This is a genomic window from Bacillus sp. TH19, from assembly GCF_016651075.1.
In the GTDB taxonomy this organism is placed as follows: domain Bacteria; phylum Bacillota; class Bacilli; order Bacillales; family Bacillaceae_G; genus Bacillus_A; species Bacillus_A mycoides.
The window spans coordinates 1421410-1441079 of the sequence record NZ_JAEKEO010000010.1; the positions used below are offsets into that span (position 1 = coordinate 1421410).

Genomic DNA, 19670 nt, shown 5'->3' on the forward strand with positions numbered 1-19670 from the left:
GTGTAGGAGTAACGAAATATGGATAAATTTAAGCGCTTTAAATTTTGGGATTTTGTTGTTTTATAGTACATTAACAAGAGATATTAGTTTCATAGGGAGGGTGAGGAAATGATAGATACAGCAGATGCTTTAATAAGTAAGCGTATGTATACAGAAGAAGACCAACAAAAATTATATAAACGAACATTAATAATCGTAAGTATTTCACAAATGTTTGGCGGAGCCGGGTTAGCCGCTGGAATTACAGTAGGTGCACTTCTTGCACAGCAAATGCTTGGGACGGATGCGTATGCAGGATTACCGGCTGCTATGTTTACAATGGGATCTGCGGTAGCGGCTTTCTTTGTTGGGAAGTTATCGCAAAAATATGGTCGCCGAATAGGACTTGCAACAGGGTTTATAGTAGGAGGACTAGGAGCTATTGGAGTTGTATTGGCTGCGTTAACAAATAGTATTATTCTATTACTAGTTTCTTTACTCATATATGGTGCGGGTACAGCGACGAATCTACAAGCTCGTTATGCTGGTACCGATTTAGCAGATAAGAAACAACGAGCAACTGCTATTAGTATTACGATGGTTATGACGACTTTTGGTGCGGTAGCTGGTCCAAATTTAGTAGGCGTAATGGGAGATTTTGCCCATTCAATTGGAATTCCTAACCTTGCTGGTCCGTTCATATTATCAGCAGCGGCATTTATACTTGCGGGTCTTGTACTTTTTGTTATGCTTCGTCCAGATCCGTTAATTATTGCTAACATAATAGAAACATATAAACAAGAACATACATATAAAGGGCAACCAGTAACAGAAGAAATGATAGAAAATAAACGTGGTGTTACTGTTGGAGCAATCGTAATGATACTTACTCAAATAGTGATGGTTGCGATTATGACGATGACGCCAGTTCATATGGGGCATCATGGTCATGGCTTAAGTGCAATAGGGCTTGTAATTGGTTTTCATGTAGGTGCAATGTATCTTCCGTCTCTCGTTACAGGAATGTTAATTGATAAAATCGGCCGAACTACGATGAGTATAGCTGGTGGAGTAATTTTACTAGCGGCGGGTGTCATAGCTGCGATAGCGCCGAGTGATTCTTTACTATTATTAATTGTTGCTCTGTCTTTACTTGGGTTAGGGTGGAACCTCGGTTTAATAAGTGGTACAGCTCAAATTGTTGATGCAACTATACCTTCTACACGTGCAAAAACACAAGGAAAAATAGATGTATTTGTTGCGTTAGCTGGAGCTTCTGGTGGAGCGATGTCAGGTATGGTAGTAGCTAATTCAAGTTATGCGGCATTATCATTAGCGGGAGGGGCTGTAGCCTTACTGCTTATTCCAGTTGTGATATGGTCTCGGACAGGTAAATAAAATTCAGATAAAAGAAGCGGCGTTCAAAGGGAGATAATCAATCTTTGAATGCCGCTTTTTTGTGATCAACTAATAGTCTAACTGGAATCGTTGATATAATTTCATTTACCGTAATGTTAGTTGTATAAAAGGAAATTTCAGTTTAAATCCCACTCCAAAATAAGCCCTAAATGCATACATCCATCGCCAAATCCCTACAGTAAAAGTGTATCTCCATTATTTAACTTTCCTTCTTTTCTAAATCATTATTAGATAATATTTGATCTGGAACATAAGTACCAATTGCAGTAATACGAGATTGAGAATTCATAAGAACATCTCCTAACTTATTTTTTATAATCTGATACTAATATTAGATCGTAAAAATATTGATAAAGATTTTCTGTTTAATAAAATTAATATATTTTATTAAACGGAAAGAGATTTGAGGAGTGATGTCCAAATAATATACGGAAAGCTTCTAAAATTGATACTTTGAAGGGGTCTGAGATTCTTGAAAAGAATCATTTATTCGTTGTCTCTTGTTTTAATTTGTAGCTTTACTTTTTTTATTTTGCCAGAGAAATCTTATGCTTGTGACTGTATTAATGTATCACCAGAAGATGCATTCCAAAAAAATGATGTGGTGTTTGAAGGTAAGGTGTTAGAAGTTCAAGAGAAAGGTGAAGGCGGAATTAAAACATTATTCGAAGTGAAGAAAATTTGGAAAGGGACAAGTTCTTCGCGAATTATTATATATACAAGTGTAAGTAGCTGTGCATTTCGTTTTGCAGAGGGAGGAGAGTACTTAGTCTTTTCTTCTTATAGAGGAGAGGAAAAGTTAGAGACATCTATCTGCAGTGGAACGAAGAGATTAGATGAGGCAGAGATTGAGAAAAATGCTTTAAGTCATATTGCAAAAGAGTCTGTTCCAACGAAGAAAGTGAATTTAAAAGGGGATATGGTGAGCGGCTTAAGTTTGTGGCAAGTTGTGGTTATTGTTATAGGTGTATTATTCATTGTAGCTGTTGTTATTTTTATTGTGAGAAGAACTCGCAAAAAATGACGATTAAAGTAAAAATATAAAGATTTTCTTTCTGTTTCTATGAGTGGTTTAATCTTGTGAAAGCGAATTACTTATGCTACACTTTATGTAACTTAAAATGAACGGAGGGGCTTCCTTTGATCTTAATCAGATTACGTCTCAATACTTTGTGCCAATAATTGAATAGCGCTCAAAGGCTCTGTCTGTGTACAGAGTGAACGGGATTGGTCTGCCTATTTTAAAGGAACCCTTTATTAAGCTTATATGTGAAAAAGAGGGAGGGACGAATACGCCCTCTTTTTGTTTTGCCTTTATAAATAGAATGGGATAGTATAGGTGAACACTTGTTGGATACGTATACTATCTTGGGACTTTTTGACCATGTATAGGACGAAAGCACTGCTTTCTTCTATTTCTTTGGTGAACCCTTATCCGTTTACGAAAACACAGGCAGTGACCTGTGTTTTTTATTTTGCGTAATCGAAATGGAGGAATAAATATATGGAAGAATTATTACAAAGAGCAATATTAGTTGGAGTGAATTTAGGTAAGGAAGCTGATTTTGCATATTCGATGGAAGAGTTAGCAAATCTTACGGAAGCTTGTGATGTGGAAGTAATCGGTCAAGTGACGCAAAATTTACAACGAGTAAATCCGTCGCATTATATTGGAAAAGGGAAGATTGAAGAAGTAGCAGCGTATGTGAAAGAAGCAGATGCAAATATGGTCATCTTTAATGACGAATTATCTCCTTCACAAATTCGAAATTTAGAAGAGGATTTAGATTGTAAAGTAATTGATCGTACCATTTTAATTTTAGATATCTTTGCGCAACGTGCGAAAACGAAAGAAGCGCAGTTGCAAGTAGAAGTGGCCCATCTTCAGTACATGATGCCTCGTTTAATCGGTCTTCGTGAATCTTTAGGAAGACAAAGCGGGGGAGTTGGCACGAAAAATAAAGGTGTCGGTGAGAAGAAGTTGGAATTAGATCGTCGTAAAATTGAAGAACAAATTGCGGCTCTAAATAAAGAATTAGAAGCACTTGTTGCACAGCGCCAAACGCAGCGTAAACAACGTAAGAAAAATGAAATTCCAGTTGTGTCGTTAGTAGGATATACGAATGCAGGTAAATCAACGATAATGAATACAATGCTTGAAATTTTTAATGGTACTGTAGAGAAACAAGTATTTGAAAAAGATATGTTATTTGCGACGTTAGAGACATCTGTACGAAATATTGATTTGCCGGATAATAAATCATTTTTATTAACGGATACTGTTGGATTTGTAAGTAAGTTACCGCATCATCTTGTGAAAGCATTCCGTTCAACGCTAGAGGAAGTGGCGGAAGCAGATTTACTTATTCACGTTGTAGATTACTCAAATCCCAATTATGAGCAATTAATTGATATTACAAATGAAACGTTAAAGAAAATTGGCGTGGAAAATATCCCGACGATATATGCATATAACAAATCAGATTTGGTAGATGTTGAAATTCCGAAAGTGCAAGAAGATCGCGTTTATCTATCTGCGAAGAAACATGTTGGAATTAAAGAGCTTGTAGAAGTAGTTCGTTCACACATTTATAAAGAGTATACGAAGTGTGAAATGTTAATTCCGTATGATCAAGGGCAGGTAGTTTCGTATTTCAACAATCATGCACACGTTTTATCTACGAGTTATGAAAACGAAGGTACGAAAATGGCACTAGAATGTAAGACGAGTGATTATGAGAAATATAAGCGTTTTTCTATTTAATAAAAAAAGGCGACCCTAATATGTTTTAGGATCGTCTTTTTCTTCATAATTGCAAGCCTTCCTTTCGTCCTGCCTTAGTATAAAAGAAAATACAAAGAGTTCATATGAATAAATCCGACAAAGCACATAGAAAAAATATATTTTTTTAGAAGTTGAATTTCTGGAAAAAGAAATGAAACCAGTATAGAATAGAAATGTTTCAAAAATCAGAATTTATTACACCTACTGTAATAAATATATATTTTGTACAGAAAGGAGAAATACACATATGCAGGCAGTTTCACAAAAAAATACAGTAGAAACACCGACAATATATCGTATTTTATTTGCGATTAGCTTCGGACATTTTTTAAATGATTCGATGCAAGCAGTTGTGCCAGCGTTGTTTCCTATTTTGGAAAAAACGATGAATTTATCCTATATGCAAGTAGGGTGGATTGCGTTTGCGTTAAATATGACGTCATCGATTATGCAGCCGGTTTTTGGGATGTATTCAGATAAGAAGCCGTCACCATTTTTATTACCGCTCGGTATGTTTTCGAGTATGCTTGGGATGATTGGACTCGCATTTGCACCGAACTTTATAGTTGTTATTATTTCTGTTTTATTTATTGGATTAGGTTCCGCGGTCTTTCATCCGGAGGGCGCTCGTGTTGCTTACATGGCAGCCGGTGCAAAACGAGGTTTAGCACAAGCGATTTATCAAGTGGGGGAAATACAGGGAATTCTCTAGCACCTATTTTTACAGCATTAATTTTCGTTCCGCTCGGTCAAATTGGTTCTTTAGGTTTTACAGCCTTTGCAGCAGTTGGAATTGTATTACTAATTTTCGTATCAAATTGGTATAAAAATGAATTAGCCACTGGTGCTGTAAGAAGGAAAAAGAGGGCTGCACTTGAGGCTGAAAATGCGATTGTAAGTACGCACATTAAATTTGTTATTATACTTCTTGTTTTTCTAACATTTGTACGTTCTTGGTACGGTGCTGGTATCGGGAATTTCTATCAATTTTATTTAATAGAGCATTACGGTTTATCTATAAAAAATGCACAGTATTTCGTCTTCGCTTTTATGATTGCTGGTGTATTAGGTACTTTCTTTGGTGGTCCGCTAGCGGATCGATTCGGTAAGAAAAAGATTATTGTCTTTTCGATGCTCGGTTCAGCGCCGCTTGCACTATTGTTACCTCACGTTTCTCTTATGTGGGTTGTACCGTTATTTTTATGCATTGGATTTATTAGCTCTAGTAGTTTTAGTGTAATCGTTGTATATGCTCAAGAACTTGTTCCAGGGAAAGTTGGAATGGTGTCAGGATTAATTGTCGGTCTTGCGTTTGGTCTTGGAGCATTAGGTGCTGTAGTCCTTGGGAAATTAGCTGATATGTATAGTCTTCAATTTATTATGCTATTATGTAGTGGTTTACCATTAATTGGACTTACTTCATTGTTACTGCCAAATGATAAGAAAACGATAGAATAGGGGATGCGCTATGAAATTATGTGAAAACGTTACAGAATTAATAGGAGATACACCTGTTGTCCGATTATCTAAATTTATTCCAGAGGACGCAGCGGATGTGTATGTAAAATTGGAAATGTTTAATCCGTCACGCAGTGTGAAAGATCGTGCTGCCTATAACTTAATTCATATTGCCGAGGAACACGGTCTCATTAAGCCAGGTGATACAATTATTGAACCGACAAGTGGAAATACAGGAATTGGCTTAGCGATGAATGCAGCTGCTAAAGGATATAAAGCTATTTTAATTATGCCAGATAATATGTCCAAAGAGCGTATTAATTTATTGAAAGCATACGGCGCAGAAGTAGTTTTAACACCAGCAGAACAAAGAATGCCAGGAGCAATTGCGAAGGCGGTAGAGTTACAAAAAGAAATTCCAAATAGTTTTATTCCGCAGCAATTTGAAAACCCAGCAAATCCGAATATTCATCGTTATACGACTGCACTTGAAATTTATGAACAAATGGATGGAGAACTTGATGCATTTGTAGCAACCGCAGGAACAGGCGGAACAATTACAGGGACCGGTGAAACGTTAAAAGAGAAACTACCAAACTTATATATTGCCGTAGTAGAACCGAAAGGATCACCAGTGTTATCTGGTGGTGTTCCAGGCCCTCATAAACTAGTCGGAACAAGCCCAGGGTTTATTCCCAAAAACTTAAATACAGAAGTGTATAACGAAATTATGCAAATTGCAGATGAAGAGGCATTAACTACAATGAGGAACTTGGCAAGACAAGAAGGATTACTAGTAGGGCCATCTTCAGGAGCTTCTGTTTACGCAGCAATAATGATAGCGAAGCGTTTAGGTGCTGGTAAAAAAGTTTTATGTATTGCACCTGATACAGGTGAGCGTTATTTGAGTATGGGGCTATTTGAATAAAAGTGATAGAAGCACCTTAATAGTAAGGATGAAAATCCGCTATTAAGGTGTTTCTTTTAGAAAAATAGATAATGGGTGAGTGGGGAGAATGACAATGAAGCTATTGAAACCAACATACGAATATAGCGAACAAATTATGGAGTATAGGCAGTCATTTTTACATGCAGGAGAACAACCACACGGCAGTAGCTCTTTACAAAATTTTGATTCACTAGATGAATGGTTTGAAAAAGTGAGTATACAAGAAGTAGGAGAAAACTTACAAGCAAATCGAGTGCCATCTAGTCAGTTTTTAAGTTTTGAAAAAGGAGAACTTATCGGTTTTGTGAATATTAGACATCGATTAAATCCAGAATTATTGCTGGAAAGCGGTCATATCGGTTATAGTATCCATCCGAATAAACGTCGCCTAGGTTACGCGACAAAACAATTGAAACTTGCATTAAGTGAAGCGCAAAAGTTAGGGTTGAAGAAAGTGCTAATAACTTGTGATAAAGCTAATATTGGTTCGGCTAAAACGATTCAAAAGGTTGGCGGTGTGCTAGAAAATGAAGTAGTTTCTTCTAATTCTGGCGAAATTGTTCAGCGTTATTGGGTAGAAATATGATTTAGTGGAAATTTGAAAAGGTAATATAATGTTTAATATCGAAATAGATAAATGAAAAGTAAGGGGAGTACTGCAGTTTTAGGGGGAAATGCAATGGGATTAAAAGAGAAAGCGATAGAGATGTCGGAGATTTATAGGCAAAACCAGAAAGTCGAAGCTATTATTTTAGCAGGATCTGTAGCGAGAAAGTTAGAAGATGAACATTCAGATATTGAATTACATATTTTATGGTCAGAACCACCAGAGGATGAAGAGCGTCTAGGTCCAATTAATAATATTGGTGGAACGATTTTGTCATATCATCCTTACGAGGACGAAGAATGGTCGGAAACGTATTTGACGAAAGAAGGAATTAAACTAGAGATTAGTAACTTTTTAACATTGACAGTAGAAAAAAATATTTCAGAAGTTATAGAGCAGTATGATATAAATTATGAGAAACAATGTATTGTATCATCGCTTCATGATGGTGTGAGTTTGTATGGAGAAGTAAAAGTACATGCTCTAAAAGATAGAGTTGAAGCATTTCCAGAAGAACTGGCGAAAAGGATGATTTCAGAAAATCTTTGGTTAAGCAATCGTTGGCATAATCGAGAGGCGCTTTTAAAACGAAAAGACTGGCTTATGCTTTATGATGTTATTTGTGAAGTACAAAGGGATTTATTCGGTGTTTTATTCGGTTTGAATAGAATGTACGTGCACCATCCTGCATTTAAATGGATGGCTTATAATGTAGAGCGTATGAATATTAAACCTGAAAATCTATATGAGCGTATGGCGGATACGCTGATAGGGGAACCAGAGTATAGTGTACAGGAGTTAGAAGTGTTGATCGAAGAGGTATTACATTTAGTAGAACAATATGCTCCGGAGTTAAATATCGCGGAACAACAAAAGCGTATTCAATATGCGAAGTAAAAAAACAAGAGATGTAACAATGAGTTACATCTCTTGTTTTTTTATTTAACTAACTTTCCTAGTATAGGTAAACGTTGAATGCGATTACCGAGAATATGCGAAGCAAGTCCACTCGTTAATACGAATAAAAGATAAACAAGTCCTCCTGCTGATGCGCATATAAACACAATGATCAGTGATTCTATATAAGATTGTCCAGGAATAATCCAGCTTATAATTGCTCTTAATGCAATTACAACAGCAGACATTGCTGCGGAGTAAATCGTAATTAGAAATACTGTTTTTGCTGTTTCGCCAATTTTAAATTTCGCAAACTTAACGATGCAGTACAACATAATAATATTTGAAACGAGATATCCAAGAATTGTTCCAAGTACAGCACCATGTCCACCGAATAAATGTAAGAGCGGTGTGTTCACCACAATTTTAACGAGAATACCGGCTGAGAATGCAATCATTGTTTTTCTTTGATAATCAATTCCTTGTAATATAGCGGCTGAAACTGTGAAAATCGCACTTAATACAGCAGAAGGTGCAAATGAAATTAAATATTGTGATCCACCAAGTGCAATTTCAGGATTTACATAAACCATGCGGAATGCATCGTAAGCGATACTTGCTAGACCGAATGCGGCTGGGATAGTGAAGAATAACAATACTTGGAATATCTTTGAAATTTGTTCTTGTAATTCTTCTAGTTTCCCGCTTGTAAATGATTTCGTTATAGCCGGAATAATTGTTAATGAAAATCCAGTTGCAAGTGAAGCCGGAATCATAATTAACTTTTGGGCATAGTTCGTTATATAAGCGAAAACTGCATTCGCGGTTTCTAAAGGTTCTCCCATCGCTCTAAGGACATCAGCTACGGTATATTGATCTACTAACGTATAGAGCGGGATTGCAATGCCTACAAATACAATTGGAATTGCATAACGTAGTAATTCCATATAAATACTTCTTAACGGAATGTTTGATGATCTCGTTTTTAGCTCACCTTCAGGAGGTTTTAATCCATTATATTTTTTCCAGTACATCATTAAAATAGAGACGCTTGCAAGTGCCCCGATAACAGCACCAAATGTAGCAACTGCAACAGAAGAAGCTACTGAACCTCCTAATAGTTTTGAGACGATAAAACTACCAACTAAAATGAAAACGACACGTGCGATTTGTTCTACGACTTGAGAAACAGCACTTGGTTTCATATGTTGAAAACCTTGGAAATAACCACGTGTAACACTCATAGCTGGTACGATAATAAGCGCGAAGCTTAATGCTCGCATTGTAAGTGTTACGTCTGCGATAAATTGTGGATCTGGTGTTTTCGAGCGAATAATAAATTGTGATATGTACGGTGCTCCAATAAATAAAGTTAAAAATCCTAAAAAGCCCATAAACATCATTAATTTTACGCTCGAGTTATACAATTTTTTACTTGTACTATAATCACCAAGTGCATTATGTTTTGCAACAAATTTTGAGACGGCAATAGGAATACCAGCTGTTGAAAAGCTTAATAAAATACCGTACCAAGAGTATGCGTATCCATATAAAGCGACCCCTTGCGTTCCAACTAATAATTGAAAGGGGAAAAAGTATATAAAACCTAAAATTCGTGAAATCATTGTTGCACCACTTAATAAAGCGGTACCTTTTAAAACTTTTGAAGTAGACAAAATTCTTTCCTCCTACTCGTGCTGTCTTGCATTTATCGTATACTACTATAAACCTGCTAGAGAAGTTAATACAGTATAAACCATAAATGTTCTAATACTATTCATACAAAAGTCATATTTTGAATTTTTAAATAGAATGTAATGCATAAAATTTCAAAATATAAGTTGACACTATTTTTAATGTGTGATAAAAATGATAGTAATCAATTCGGAAAATAATATTTGGGCAATGAAAGGGTATAGTAGTGAAAATCTCCCTATTTCAGAGAGCTGATGGTTGGTGTGAATCAGTATATAGATTATTCATGAAGTTCGTCCTGGAGCATCTTTCATAAATCTCACATTATGAGGAAATGAAAGACGGTAGTTTATACCGTTATCAAATAAAGTGGTGAAGATTGTTTCACAACTAGGGTGGTACCGCGATATTTATCGTCCCTACGTATTTACGTAGGGACGTTTTTTATTTAGGTCCTAATTTTGGTGTGGCTTCATAACTAGGGTGGTACCGCGATATTTTATCGTCCCTACGTATTTGCGTAGGGACGTTTTTTATTTAGGTCCTAACTTTGGTGTATCTTCACAACTAGGGTGGTACCGCGATATTTTTGTCGTCCCTACGTATTTACGTAGGGACGTTTTTTATTAGGGAGGAAGTGAACGTATTAGAAAAGAGTATGGATAGAACAATATAAATACCGGATTGTAAAACAGAAAAAGATAAAGATAAAGAGAGGAGATTAACAAATGAATTCACAGCAATGGACATCGAAATTAGGTTTCGTATTAGCTGCAGCAGGTTCAGCGATTGGTCTTGGAGCGATTTGGAAGTTCCCGTATATGGCCGGAATTGGAGGAGGCGGCGCGTTCTTCCTTATTTTCATCGGTTTCACATTATTAATTGGTTTACCGCTATTATTAGCTGAATTCGTTATCGGAAGAAGTACACAAAAAGAGGCTGTTGAGGCGTATAGCGAAATCGCACCAAAAACACTATGGCCTTGGTTAGGTAAATTAGGGATTGTAACTTGTTTCATACTACTTTCTTTCTACAGTGTTGTAGGGGGATGGATTTTACTATATTTATGGAATGCAATTACAGGTAGACTATGGGAAGGAAATGGGGCATACGAAGCTACGTTTGGTGAAATCATTTCCAATCCATATTTAGCAGTTGGATCACAGCTATTATTCATCCTTATTACTATTTTTATCGTAAGTAAAGGTGTACAAAATGGTGTTGAAAAAGTAAATAAATATTTCATGCCAGCATTATTCGTATTATTCTTTGTACTAATTGTTCGTGCACTTACTTTAGACGGTGCTGGAGAAGGAGTTCGATTCTTCTTACAACCTGATTTCTCAAACGTAACGTCAGAAATCATTTTATATGCAATGGGACAATCGTTCTTCTCGCTATCCGTCGGTGTAGCCGTTATGGTAACGTATAGCTCATACTTACCGAAAGAAGAAAGTTTACCGCGTTCAGCATTTTCTATCGTAGCTTTAACACTTGTGATTACATTACTTGCAGGGCTAGCGATTTTCCCAGTTGTATTCGCATTTGGAATGGAGCCATCTCAAGGACCAGGGCTATTGTTTATCGTACTGCCAGCTATTTTCAGTAAAATGGCGTTCGGGAAATTATTCTTCATTGTTTTCTTATTACTATTCTTCTTTGCTACTATTACATCAGCAATTTCGATGTTAGAAATTAGTGTTGCGTCTTTAACAACTAAAGGTAAAAGTAAAGGGAAACGTGAAAAAATGGCATTAATTGTTGGCTTGTTAATCTTTGTTGTAGGGGTTCCATCAGCCTTATCATTCGGTTTGTTAAGTGATGTGAAACCATTTGGGAAAACAATTTTTGATTTAGCAGACTATGCGGTTAGTAACATACTAATGCCACTTGGTGTTTTATTAGTTTCCATCTTTGTCCCTTTAAAAATGAAGAAAGATGTATTAATGAAAGAACTTGGTGTAAGTAAAAATAAAGGCTATAAACTGTTCGTATTATGGTTATTCTTACTTCGCTATATTGCACCAATTGCGATTATTATCGTATTCCTAAATGTACTTGGAATTATATAAAAAGAAAGGTAGCGTATCGCTCTATGATACGCTACCTTTTTATTTTGCTCTTTTTTGTAATTCGTTTACTGTTACGAACTGATAGCCCTTTTTAGATAAAGAGTCTAAAATACCTTCAATAGTTTGCAGATTTTCATTAGACTCATCATACATAGAGTGTAATAAAATGATAGAACCTGGTTTTACATTTTTACTAACATATTCAATTTTATCAGCTGTAGATGTATAAAAAGTATCAGGTTCAAGGTCCCATGTGATTGTTTCGATATTGTTTTTATTTAAATAATAGGGCAGACCCATTAGCTTTTTACCGTTAGGTGGTCTAAAATCAATTTCGCCTGTAAATCCTGTTTGGCGGATTAATGAATTCGTTTTTTCTATTTCTTCTTTAATAAAAGAAGGTGTTTTAAAAACCATTCTGTTATGAGAGTATGTATGGTTTCCAATTTGGTGTCCAGATTGTACGATATCTTCTCCTAACGATAGGTTTTTCTCTAGTTCATTTCCGATTAAAAAGAAAGTAGCTTTTGCATTGTATGTATCTAGTAGTGGTAATATTTGTTTTACATTGTTCGTAGGGCCATCATCAAAAGTTAAAGCAATCACTTTTTCATTTGTTTCTACTCGGTTTGTTAAACCTCCAAACAATTGAAAACTTCTTGCGTTCATCAATTTGTATGTTCCGAATAATGCTACAGTAATAATGAATAATGTAACGATTGTAATGATTATATTCTTTTTCATAACGCAACCTCACTATACTTTTGGATTGGACTAAAAAGTATTATATCAAACTAAGTAACTTCGTGCTTTAAAAAGGATGTGGATGCAAGGGGAAGAAATTTATCATATAATAAAATGCAAAAGGTATATTAGGAGGTGTTTATATGGCGATTATAATTCAATTGCCAGACACTGCAGCGTCTCATGCAAAGCCAAGTATGGAAATGGCGATACTTTGCGTGGGGTAGACAAGTAATATACAATCGCCTAAATGAGCTCGTATCATTTTTTATATTTGGCTTTGCACCTTATTGAAATGAACCATAAAAAATAAGGGGCGAGCAGAAATGAAATACGTTAAAGCTGCGACGGTTTTACCAGAAAGTTTAATTGCTGAAATTCAAAAGTATATACAAGGTGAAACAATTTACATTCCAAAACAAGAAACAAAACATTGTAAATGGGGTACACAATCTGGAGGAAGAAAACAACTAGATGAAAGAAACAAAGCTATTAAAGAAGCGTTTAAAAGTGGAATTTCCATTCATCAACTTGCGGAGGAGCATTTTCTTTCCGGAGAAACGATTAAAAAGATTGTGTATTCTAAATGAAAATAAAAGAGTCTAGTTCAATTATTAAATTGAACTAGACTCTTTTTGTTTTGTATCTATTGGATATGAATGGGCAAGATAATAGAAAAAATGTGCCGGCTTTTTACTAAATAGAATATAGAGCATTTGAGTGAAAAGCAGAAAGGTGAGCATATATGAATCATCTAGGACAAATAACGATAGAACTATTTTTTGGTTTTTTTGTGCTATTGATTGCTACTAAAATATTAGGGAAGACACAAATATCTCAGTTAACGCCATTTGATTTTATTTCTGCCATAGTTCTCGGAGAATTAGTAGGAAATACTATATATGATCCGGAAATAAAAGTATGGTCTATTTTATATGCAGTACTTGTATGGGTAGTGTTAATTTATACAATAGAAGTGATAACGCAAAAATTTAGGGGGACGAGAAGTTTTTTTGAAGGCTCTCCGTCAATCATTATCCGTAATGGATATATTGACCGGGAACAACTAAGTTCAAATCATTTGGATATTAATCAACTACAACAAATGCTAAGACAACAAAAAGATATATTTTCAATCCGAGAAGTTGAATATATGATTTTGGAACCTAATGGAAACATAAGTGTTCTGAAGAAAAGTAAATATGAATCTCCTACTATAAATGATTTAAGCTTAAAACATAAACCTGTATACTTACCGATTTCATTAATTAGTGATGGAAAAGTAGTGAAAGATAATTTGAGGGAAGCAGGTTTTGATGAAGGATGGCTTTATAAACAAATAAAGCAAAAAGGGATTACTAAATTTGAAGATGTATTATATGCAGAATGGAAAACAGATGATGGTTTCTTTTGTCAGGAAATGCCTCGGTAGAACATAGTCAGAGTATGTAATGTTCATTTCTAAGTTATCTTTTACATATCAAAAAGCTGAATCATTGTATACAATAAGACTAGATCAACAATTTGTATGGAGTGATAAAGATGGAAGCTTTTATTAGAAGTGATCAATATAATTTTATAAAATCACAAGCTTATATTTTAGCAAATGGGCACGCAACAGCAAATGATAGAGGTGTAATTCAAGCATTAAAATCACTTGCGATTGAAAAAATAATACATGTATTTGAAAATTTAACAGATGAACAGAAAGAGTTAATTGATACGGTATTAACAGTTCAAAATAGAGAAGATGCAGAATCGTTTTTACTGAAAATAAATCCGTATGTCATTCCGTTTCAGGAAGTTACAGCGCAAACATTAAAAAAATTATTTCCTAAAGCGAAAAAGTTAAAACTTCCTGATATGGAAGAACTGGATATGAAAGAATTAACTTATTTAAGCTGGATTGACAAGGGATCAAGCAGGAAATTTATTATAGCGAAAAATGATAAAAATAAGTTTGTTGGTCTGCAAGGAACATTTCAAAGTTTAAATAAAAAAAGCATTTGTTCATTATGTCATGGGCATGAAGAAGTAGGAATGTTTTTAGTTGAAATTAAAGGTGATGTACCAGGAACTTTCGTTAGAAAGGGAAACTATATTTGCAAAGATGGTGTAGCTTGTAATCATAATATGAAATCGCTTGATAAGTTACAGGATTTTATTGAGAGACTAAAGAAATAAAAATAGAAGACCTCTAGTATTTAAACTGGAGGTTTTTATTTTTTGAAGAAGAAGTAATAGGTTCTTTTGGAGATGTAGATTTATAAAAAAGTTAGTTCATTTATAATGAAATTTGATGAAAATATCTATTTGGATACAGCTGCTTATATGCAAGGAGGTAAAACATGAATTACATTTCACCGAAAGAAGAGGTGTTAAAAGTGAAAAGGTGGCCTAAAAATACGATAGCAGCGGGTCGTGGTCATACCGTTGCTCTTAAATCGGATGGCACGGTGGTAGCAGTGGGCCGAAATAAAGAAGGAGAATGCAATGTAAGTGGCTGGCGTGATATTGTATCGGTCGCAGCGGGCAATGTTCATATGGCGACGAACACGGGTAATGCTCATACAATCGGTCTTAAATGTGACAGTACTGCGGTTGCAGTGGGTTGGAATAATCATGACCAATGTGATGTAAATGATTGGCATAATATTGTATCGGTTGCGGCGGGGTGGCGCCGTACCATTGGCCTTAAACCGGATGGCACGGTGATAGCAGTGGGCCGAAATAAAGAAGGAGAATGTAATATAAGTAGCTGGCGTGATATTGTGGCGGTCGCGGTGAGTGACTGGCATACAGTCGGTCTTAAATTGGACGGAACGGTGACGACTGTGGGTAATAATCGATATGGCCAATGCAATGTAAGTAGCTGGCGTGATATTGTGGCGATAGCGGCGGGATATCTTCATACAGTTGGTATTACATCTGACGGTATGGTGACGGCAGTGGGTAATAATAAACGGGGGCAATGTGATGTAAGCGATTGGCGCGATATTGTGGCGATAGCGGCAGGGAGTAATCATACAATTGCTCTGAAATCAGATGGTACTGTGGCGGCAGTAGGTTGGAATGAGTATGGCCAATGTAATGTAAGTGATTGGCGTGATATTGTAGCGATAGCGGCTGGTTGTGCGCATACGGTTGGACTTAAATTAGATGGCACGGTGGTAGCAGTAGGTGATAATACATACGGTGAATGCGATGTAGGTAGTTGGCGCAGCATCCGATTGCCTGGTAAATAGTTAATTTATAATAAATCACTAGTAATATTATTCTAGTTTAGGAGTAATTATGGAATAGGATATGTAGATAAGAATCCCTTTTTAAAAGAGGTTCTTATTCTTTTTCCGTAAAATGAGTGTCTAAATGGAATTTTTTAAAGCTACAGTAGAGGATATGATTTATAAATAAAGCATAGGAGAGGTGAAGAATTGTATAAAAAGCTTTTATTTTCTTTACCAGATATTTTACTTGTGTGTATTGTTTTCTACATAACATATACAAAATCTTTTAGTTTTGGACAGACGTTAGTAATTTCAATTGCAATCGGAATCATCGGTGGTCTTGTTATAAGAATTTGTAAGGATGTATTCACGTATATAAGGTGGACAATTAAACAGAGGAAATGTTGAATAAGTTGTATTGCTATTAGGAGGAGATGAAATGACTAATAAAAAGAATAGAGTAAAAAACGAGATAGTACTTTGGACATTAACAGCGGTTGTTCTTTTAATTGTATGGTACTTTTTTCAAAGATAAAAACGCATCGCACTTTGAAAAAAAGCACGATGCGTTTTTATTATTTTTTTTGCCAATTTTCTTTTATAAAGTCTTCACGGCCAGATTCTTTTTGCTCAGTAGCATATTTCTCTGGATTCTTTTTATAGAAATGTTGATGGTATTCTTCGGCCTCATAAAAAGGTGCAGCCGGGCGAATTTCAGTCACGATTGGATCTTTAAACATACGGCTTTCTGCTAGCGTTTGCTTCGATTTTTCTGCAAGCTCTTTTTGTGTTTCATTATGATAAAAAATTGCTGTGCGGTAAGAGGGACCACGGTCAAAAAATTGTCCGCCATCATCAGTCGGATCGATTTGTGGCCAATATAAATCTAGTAATTTTTGATACGGGAAAATAGAAGGATCGAATGTAATTTGAACGACTTCTAAATGGCCAGATGTTCCAGCTTTTACTTGTTCATATGTTGGATTTTCTATATGACCACCTGCATAGCCAGAAAGTACTTTATGAATACCAGGAAGTTCATCAAATGGTTTTACCATGCACCAAAAGCAACCACCTGCGAAGGTTGCGAGTTCGTATGTTTTTTCGGACATTGCTGTAATCCTCCTAAATGTATATGTTTTATATAGTATTATATAAATTGTTTTATTGCGCAATAAAAAAGATTTGAAAATATATGTTTTTTATAAACAAGATCCTCCGCTCACATCAATTAATTGTCCAGTAACCCAGCGGCTGTCTGGAGAGGCAAGAAAAGCAGCGGTATCGGCAATATCTTCTACTTCACCTAAGCGATTGAAGGCGGAAATAGTAGTAGCGTACTGTTTCATCATTGGGTCGCTCAATAGTTCTGCATTCATATCTGTTTTAATAAAGCCTGGAAGTATTGCATTTACTGTTATTCCTCGTGCTCCGAGTTGTTTTGCAAGCGTGAAAGTCATCGTGTTAATTGCACCTTTCGTCATACTATATGCAACGAAATCAGGCAAAGAAATGCGGGTGGCAGCTGATGAAATATTAATAATTCGGCTATTATCACGTAAACGTGGTAGTGCTTGTTGAATGATAAAGAATGGTGCTTTTGCATTTACTGAAACCATTCTATCAAAAAATTGTTCAGTCGTTTCTTCAATAAAAGCACCAGGACCGATTCCAGCGTTGTTTATTAAAATATCAAATTGTGTTCCACCAGTTCTTTTTTGTAGTTCGTTATCTAGAGAAATATACAGGTTATCTACACCGTGTAAAGATTCAAGATTTGCACCGATAGAAAAAGCTGATCCGCCATTTGATTGAATTTCATGAACAGTTTCTTCAGCATCTTCTTTTCGATTTCCATAATGAACAGCAACTAATGCACCGTCGTTTGCTAACCGTTTTGCGATAGCACGTCCAATTCCTCGGCTTGCTCCTGTAACTAATGCTATTTTACCTTTTAACATAGTTTTCTCATCTCCTCATAAATTGTATATGTTTTTAAGTTGTTTTTCTTTATGTAGTAATGCGAACATACTTAAGTAATATATGAGTATGTGTAAGAAGTTCATTCCGATTTTGTTTTGAGAAAAAATAAATATATTTCTGGTAAATAGAATGAATTTTAATGTTTTTCTAAAAACATGTTGACAATGGAAAGAACCGCGTCCTATAATACGTGTAACAAATGAAAGTTAATTAAGAATTTTCTAACTTTATATGTTGTATATGCAAAGAAGAGGAAAGTAGATGATTATGGTCGTTTCAGAGAGCTACTCCTAGGCTGTGAGAGTAGTAGCAATCGAATCATTGAAGATCACCTCGGAGCATCGCTTACGAAAGGGAAACTGAGTAGAGGGCGGCGGCATCGTCTCCGGTAAAAGGACGGAGGTCTGATTGGACCTATGAAGCTTATATTTCGTGAGAAGTATAAGGAAGCTGAGTGGTAACGCGAAACTCTCGCCTCAGCAATCAAAGCTACTAATTTGTAGTAGTTGATTGCTGAGGCGAGAGTTTTTATTTTAAAAAATAGAATAAAAGAATGCGAGGAAGAGGAGAGTAAATGATAAAGATTGTTTCAGAGAGCCGCCCAAAGGCTGTGAGGGTGGTAACAATTGAATCATTGAAAATCACCTCGGAGCACTGCTTTTGAAGTTAGTAAAAAGTAGCGGAGTGGTTTCCGATAGAAAAACAAAAGTCTAATTGGACTTGCAGAGCTTATATTTCGTGAGAAGTGTAAGGAAGCTGAGTGGTACCACGAGTCTCTCGTCTCAGCAATGGATTGCTACAAGTGTGTAAGTAATCGATTGTTGAGACGAGTATATTTTTAAGGTTAGTATACTGAATATTCTGTTAAAAATACTCATCTCAGCAATCGATATAGAAATAGGTTGCAAAAATAGAGAGAAAAAAGAGGAGAGATGTGAGATGGGAAACCAGTACATTTATATGAATGGGGAATTTGTAGAAAAAGAAAAGGCAGTTGTTTCAGTATATGATCACGGCTTTTTATACGGGGACGGTGTATTTGAAGGGATTCGTAGTTACGGAGGAAATGTATTTTGTTTAAAAGAACATGTGAAACGATTATATGAATCGGCGAAATCTATTTTACTTACAATTCCAATGGCGGTTGACGAAATGGAAGAAGCAGTTTTACAAACATTGCAAAAAAATGAATACGCGGATGCCTACATTCGATTAATTGTTTCAAGAGGAAAAGGTGACTTAGGACTCGATCCGAGAAGTTGTGTGAAACCGAGCGTAATTATTATTGCAGAGCAATTAAAGTTATTCCCGCAGGAATTTTATGATAATGGACTAAGCGTTGTATCTGTTGCATCAAGACGTAATACACCAGATGCATTAGACCCACGTATTAAGTCAATGAACTATTTAAATAACGTACTTGTGAAAATTGAAGCCGCACAAGCAGGCGTACTTGAGGCACTTATGCTCAACCAACAAGGATATGTTTGTGAAGGATCTGGAGATAATGTTTTCATTGTGAAAGATGGAAAAGTGTTAACACCTCCTTCGTACTTAGGGGCGCTAGAAGGTATTACGAGAAATAGTGTGATTGAGTTATGTGAGCGACTTAATATTCCGTGTGAGGAAAGGCCGTTTACTCGCCATGACGTATATGTAGCAGATGAAGTGTTTTTAACAGGAACTGCAGCGGAACTAATTCCTGTAGTGAAAGTAGATTCAAGAGAAATTGGAGATGGAAAACCAGGAGATGTAACAAAAAGATTAACCGAAGAATTTAAAAAATTAACGAGAGAAAGAGGAGTACGTGTTCCAGGATTGGCGGAAAGTTTAGCGTAAATAGGGAGAGGAGTTA

The 19670-nt window shown here is 35.8% G+C and carries 17 protein-coding genes, 3 pseudogenes and 3 other annotated features; of the genes and pseudogenes, 14 read left to right on the forward strand and 6 right to left on the reverse strand.

The window, feature by feature from the left end; all coding sequences use genetic code 11:
• The first annotated feature begins 108 nt into the window (after positions 1–108).
• Positions 109–1377: an MFS transporter gene (locus JFU54_RS25075; RefSeq protein ID WP_201066773.1), complete on the forward strand. Its 1269-nt coding sequence runs from the start codon at positions 109–111 to the stop codon at positions 1375–1377.
• Positions 1378–1514: 137 nt separating this feature from the next.
• Here the strand turns inward: JFU54_RS25075 and JFU54_RS25080 are convergent.
• Positions 1515–1616 (reverse strand): annotated as a pseudogene (locus JFU54_RS25080) (ketoacyl-ACP synthase III); the annotation flags it as partial.
• A pseudogene (locus JFU54_RS25085) lies at positions 1610–1687 on the reverse strand (3-oxoacyl-ACP synthase); the annotation flags it as partial. The pseudogenes JFU54_RS25085 and JFU54_RS25080, both read right to left, overlap by 7 nt.
• Before the next feature lie 183 nt (positions 1688–1870).
• On the opposite strand from JFU54_RS25085, the gene JFU54_RS25090 reads away from it, so the two are divergent.
• The 6 genes and pseudogenes from JFU54_RS25090 (at position 1871) to JFU54_RS25115 (ending at position 8094) form a co-directional block, all read left to right on the forward strand.
• Positions 1871–2422, forward strand: coding sequence for a cobalamin biosynthesis protein CbiN (locus tag JFU54_RS25090; RefSeq protein ID WP_201066775.1), 552 nt, complete (start codon positions 1871–1873; stop codon positions 2420–2422).
• 480 nt (positions 2423–2902) lie between these two features.
• Positions 2903–4162 (forward strand): GTPase HflX, encoded by a 1260-nt coding sequence (gene hflX / locus JFU54_RS25095; protein WP_002126761.1) that lies wholly within the window; start codon positions 2903–2905, stop codon positions 4160–4162.
• A 268-nt stretch (positions 4163–4430) separates the two neighbouring features.
• Positions 4431–5641: pseudogene (locus JFU54_RS25100) on the forward strand (MFS transporter).
• A 10-nt stretch (positions 5642–5651) separates the two neighbouring features.
• Positions 5652–6569, forward strand: a complete 918-nt coding sequence (cysK, locus tag JFU54_RS25105) for a cysteine synthase A (RefSeq protein ID WP_002012169.1) — start codon at positions 5652–5654, stop codon at positions 6567–6569.
• A gap of 94 nt (positions 6570–6663) precedes the next feature.
• Entirely contained in the window at positions 6664–7176 is a 513-nt protein-coding gene (locus JFU54_RS25110) for a GNAT family N-acetyltransferase (RefSeq protein ID WP_201066777.1), read from the forward strand.
• A gap of 93 nt (positions 7177–7269) precedes the next feature.
• Positions 7270–8094 carry a DUF4037 domain-containing protein gene (locus tag JFU54_RS25115; protein ID WP_201051825.1) on the forward strand — a complete coding sequence of 275 codons (825 nt, stop codon included), beginning with the start codon at positions 7270–7272 and terminating at the stop codon, positions 8092–8094.
• Between the two features lie 41 nt (positions 8095–8135).
• Here the strand turns inward: JFU54_RS25115 and JFU54_RS25120 are convergent, their stop codons facing one another.
• On the reverse strand, positions 8136–9770 hold the full coding sequence (locus JFU54_RS25120) for a putative polysaccharide biosynthesis protein (RefSeq protein ID WP_201066779.1): 1635 nt from the start codon (positions 9768–9770) through the stop codon (positions 8136–8138).
• 220 nt (positions 9771–9990) lie between these two features.
• Positions 9991–10213: a binding site (T-box leader), on the forward strand.
• Positions 10214–10517: 304 nt separating this feature from the next.
• Here JFU54_RS25120 and JFU54_RS25125 point away from each other — a divergent pair.
• Positions 10518–11861, forward strand: a complete 1344-nt coding sequence (locus JFU54_RS25125) for a sodium-dependent transporter (protein WP_061675714.1) — start codon at positions 10518–10520, stop codon at positions 11859–11861.
• Positions 11862–11900: 39 nt separating this feature from the next.
• On the opposite strand, the gene JFU54_RS25130 is transcribed toward JFU54_RS25125, so the two are convergent.
• Complete coding sequence (locus JFU54_RS25130; protein WP_201066785.1) at positions 11901–12605, reverse strand: polysaccharide deacetylase family protein; 705 nt, start codon at positions 12603–12605, stop codon at positions 11901–11903.
• A 326-nt stretch (positions 12606–12931) separates the two neighbouring features.
• Here JFU54_RS25130 and JFU54_RS25135 point away from each other — a divergent pair, with 326 nt between their 5' ends.
• The 5 genes from JFU54_RS25135 (at position 12932) to JFU54_RS25155 (ending at position 16240) form a co-directional block, all read left to right on the forward strand.
• The gene (locus tag JFU54_RS25135; protein WP_002031213.1) at positions 12932–13195 is read left to right on the forward strand and encodes a CD3324 family protein; all 264 of its coding nucleotides are present in this window, start codon (positions 12932–12934) and stop codon (positions 13193–13195) included.
• 155 nt (positions 13196–13350) lie between these two features.
• The gene (locus JFU54_RS25140) at positions 13351–14037 is read left to right on the forward strand and encodes a DUF421 domain-containing protein (protein ID WP_002126773.1); all 687 of its coding nucleotides are present in this window, start codon (positions 13351–13353) and stop codon (positions 14035–14037) included.
• A gap of 110 nt (positions 14038–14147) precedes the next feature.
• On the forward strand, positions 14148–14789 hold the full coding sequence (locus JFU54_RS25145; protein ID WP_201066787.1) for a FusB/FusC family EF-G-binding protein: 642 nt from the start codon (positions 14148–14150) through the stop codon (positions 14787–14789).
• Positions 14790–14953: 164 nt separating this feature from the next.
• On the forward strand, positions 14954–15850 hold the full coding sequence (locus JFU54_RS25150) for an RCC1 domain-containing protein (RefSeq protein ID WP_201066789.1): 897 nt from the start codon (positions 14954–14956) through the stop codon (positions 15848–15850).
• Between the two features lie 189 nt (positions 15851–16039).
• A complete protein-coding gene (locus JFU54_RS25155; protein ID WP_002012157.1) occupies positions 16040–16240 on the forward strand; it encodes a hypothetical protein in 201 nt (66 codons plus the stop codon).
• A gap of 167 nt (positions 16241–16407) precedes the next feature.
• Here the strand turns inward: JFU54_RS25155 and msrA are convergent, their stop codons facing one another.
• Positions 16408–16944, reverse strand: coding sequence for a peptide-methionine (S)-S-oxide reductase MsrA (gene msrA / locus JFU54_RS25160; protein WP_002012154.1), 537 nt, complete (start codon positions 16942–16944; stop codon positions 16408–16410).
• 90 nt (positions 16945–17034) lie between these two features.
• A complete protein-coding gene (locus tag JFU54_RS25165; RefSeq protein WP_000911713.1) occupies positions 17035–17793 on the reverse strand; it encodes an SDR family oxidoreductase in 759 nt (252 codons plus the stop codon).
• 258 nt (positions 17794–18051) lie between these two features.
• Positions 18052–18297, forward strand: a binding site (T-box leader).
• A 67-nt stretch (positions 18298–18364) separates the two neighbouring features.
• Positions 18365–18603: a binding site (T-box leader), on the forward strand.
• 151 nt (positions 18604–18754) lie between these two features.
• On the opposite strand from JFU54_RS25165, the gene ilvE reads away from it, so the two are divergent.
• Positions 18755–19654 (forward strand): branched-chain-amino-acid transaminase, encoded by a 900-nt coding sequence (gene ilvE, locus JFU54_RS25170; RefSeq protein WP_000528143.1) that lies wholly within the window; start codon positions 18755–18757, stop codon positions 19652–19654.
• The last annotated feature ends 16 nt before the right edge of the window (positions 19655–19670 follow it).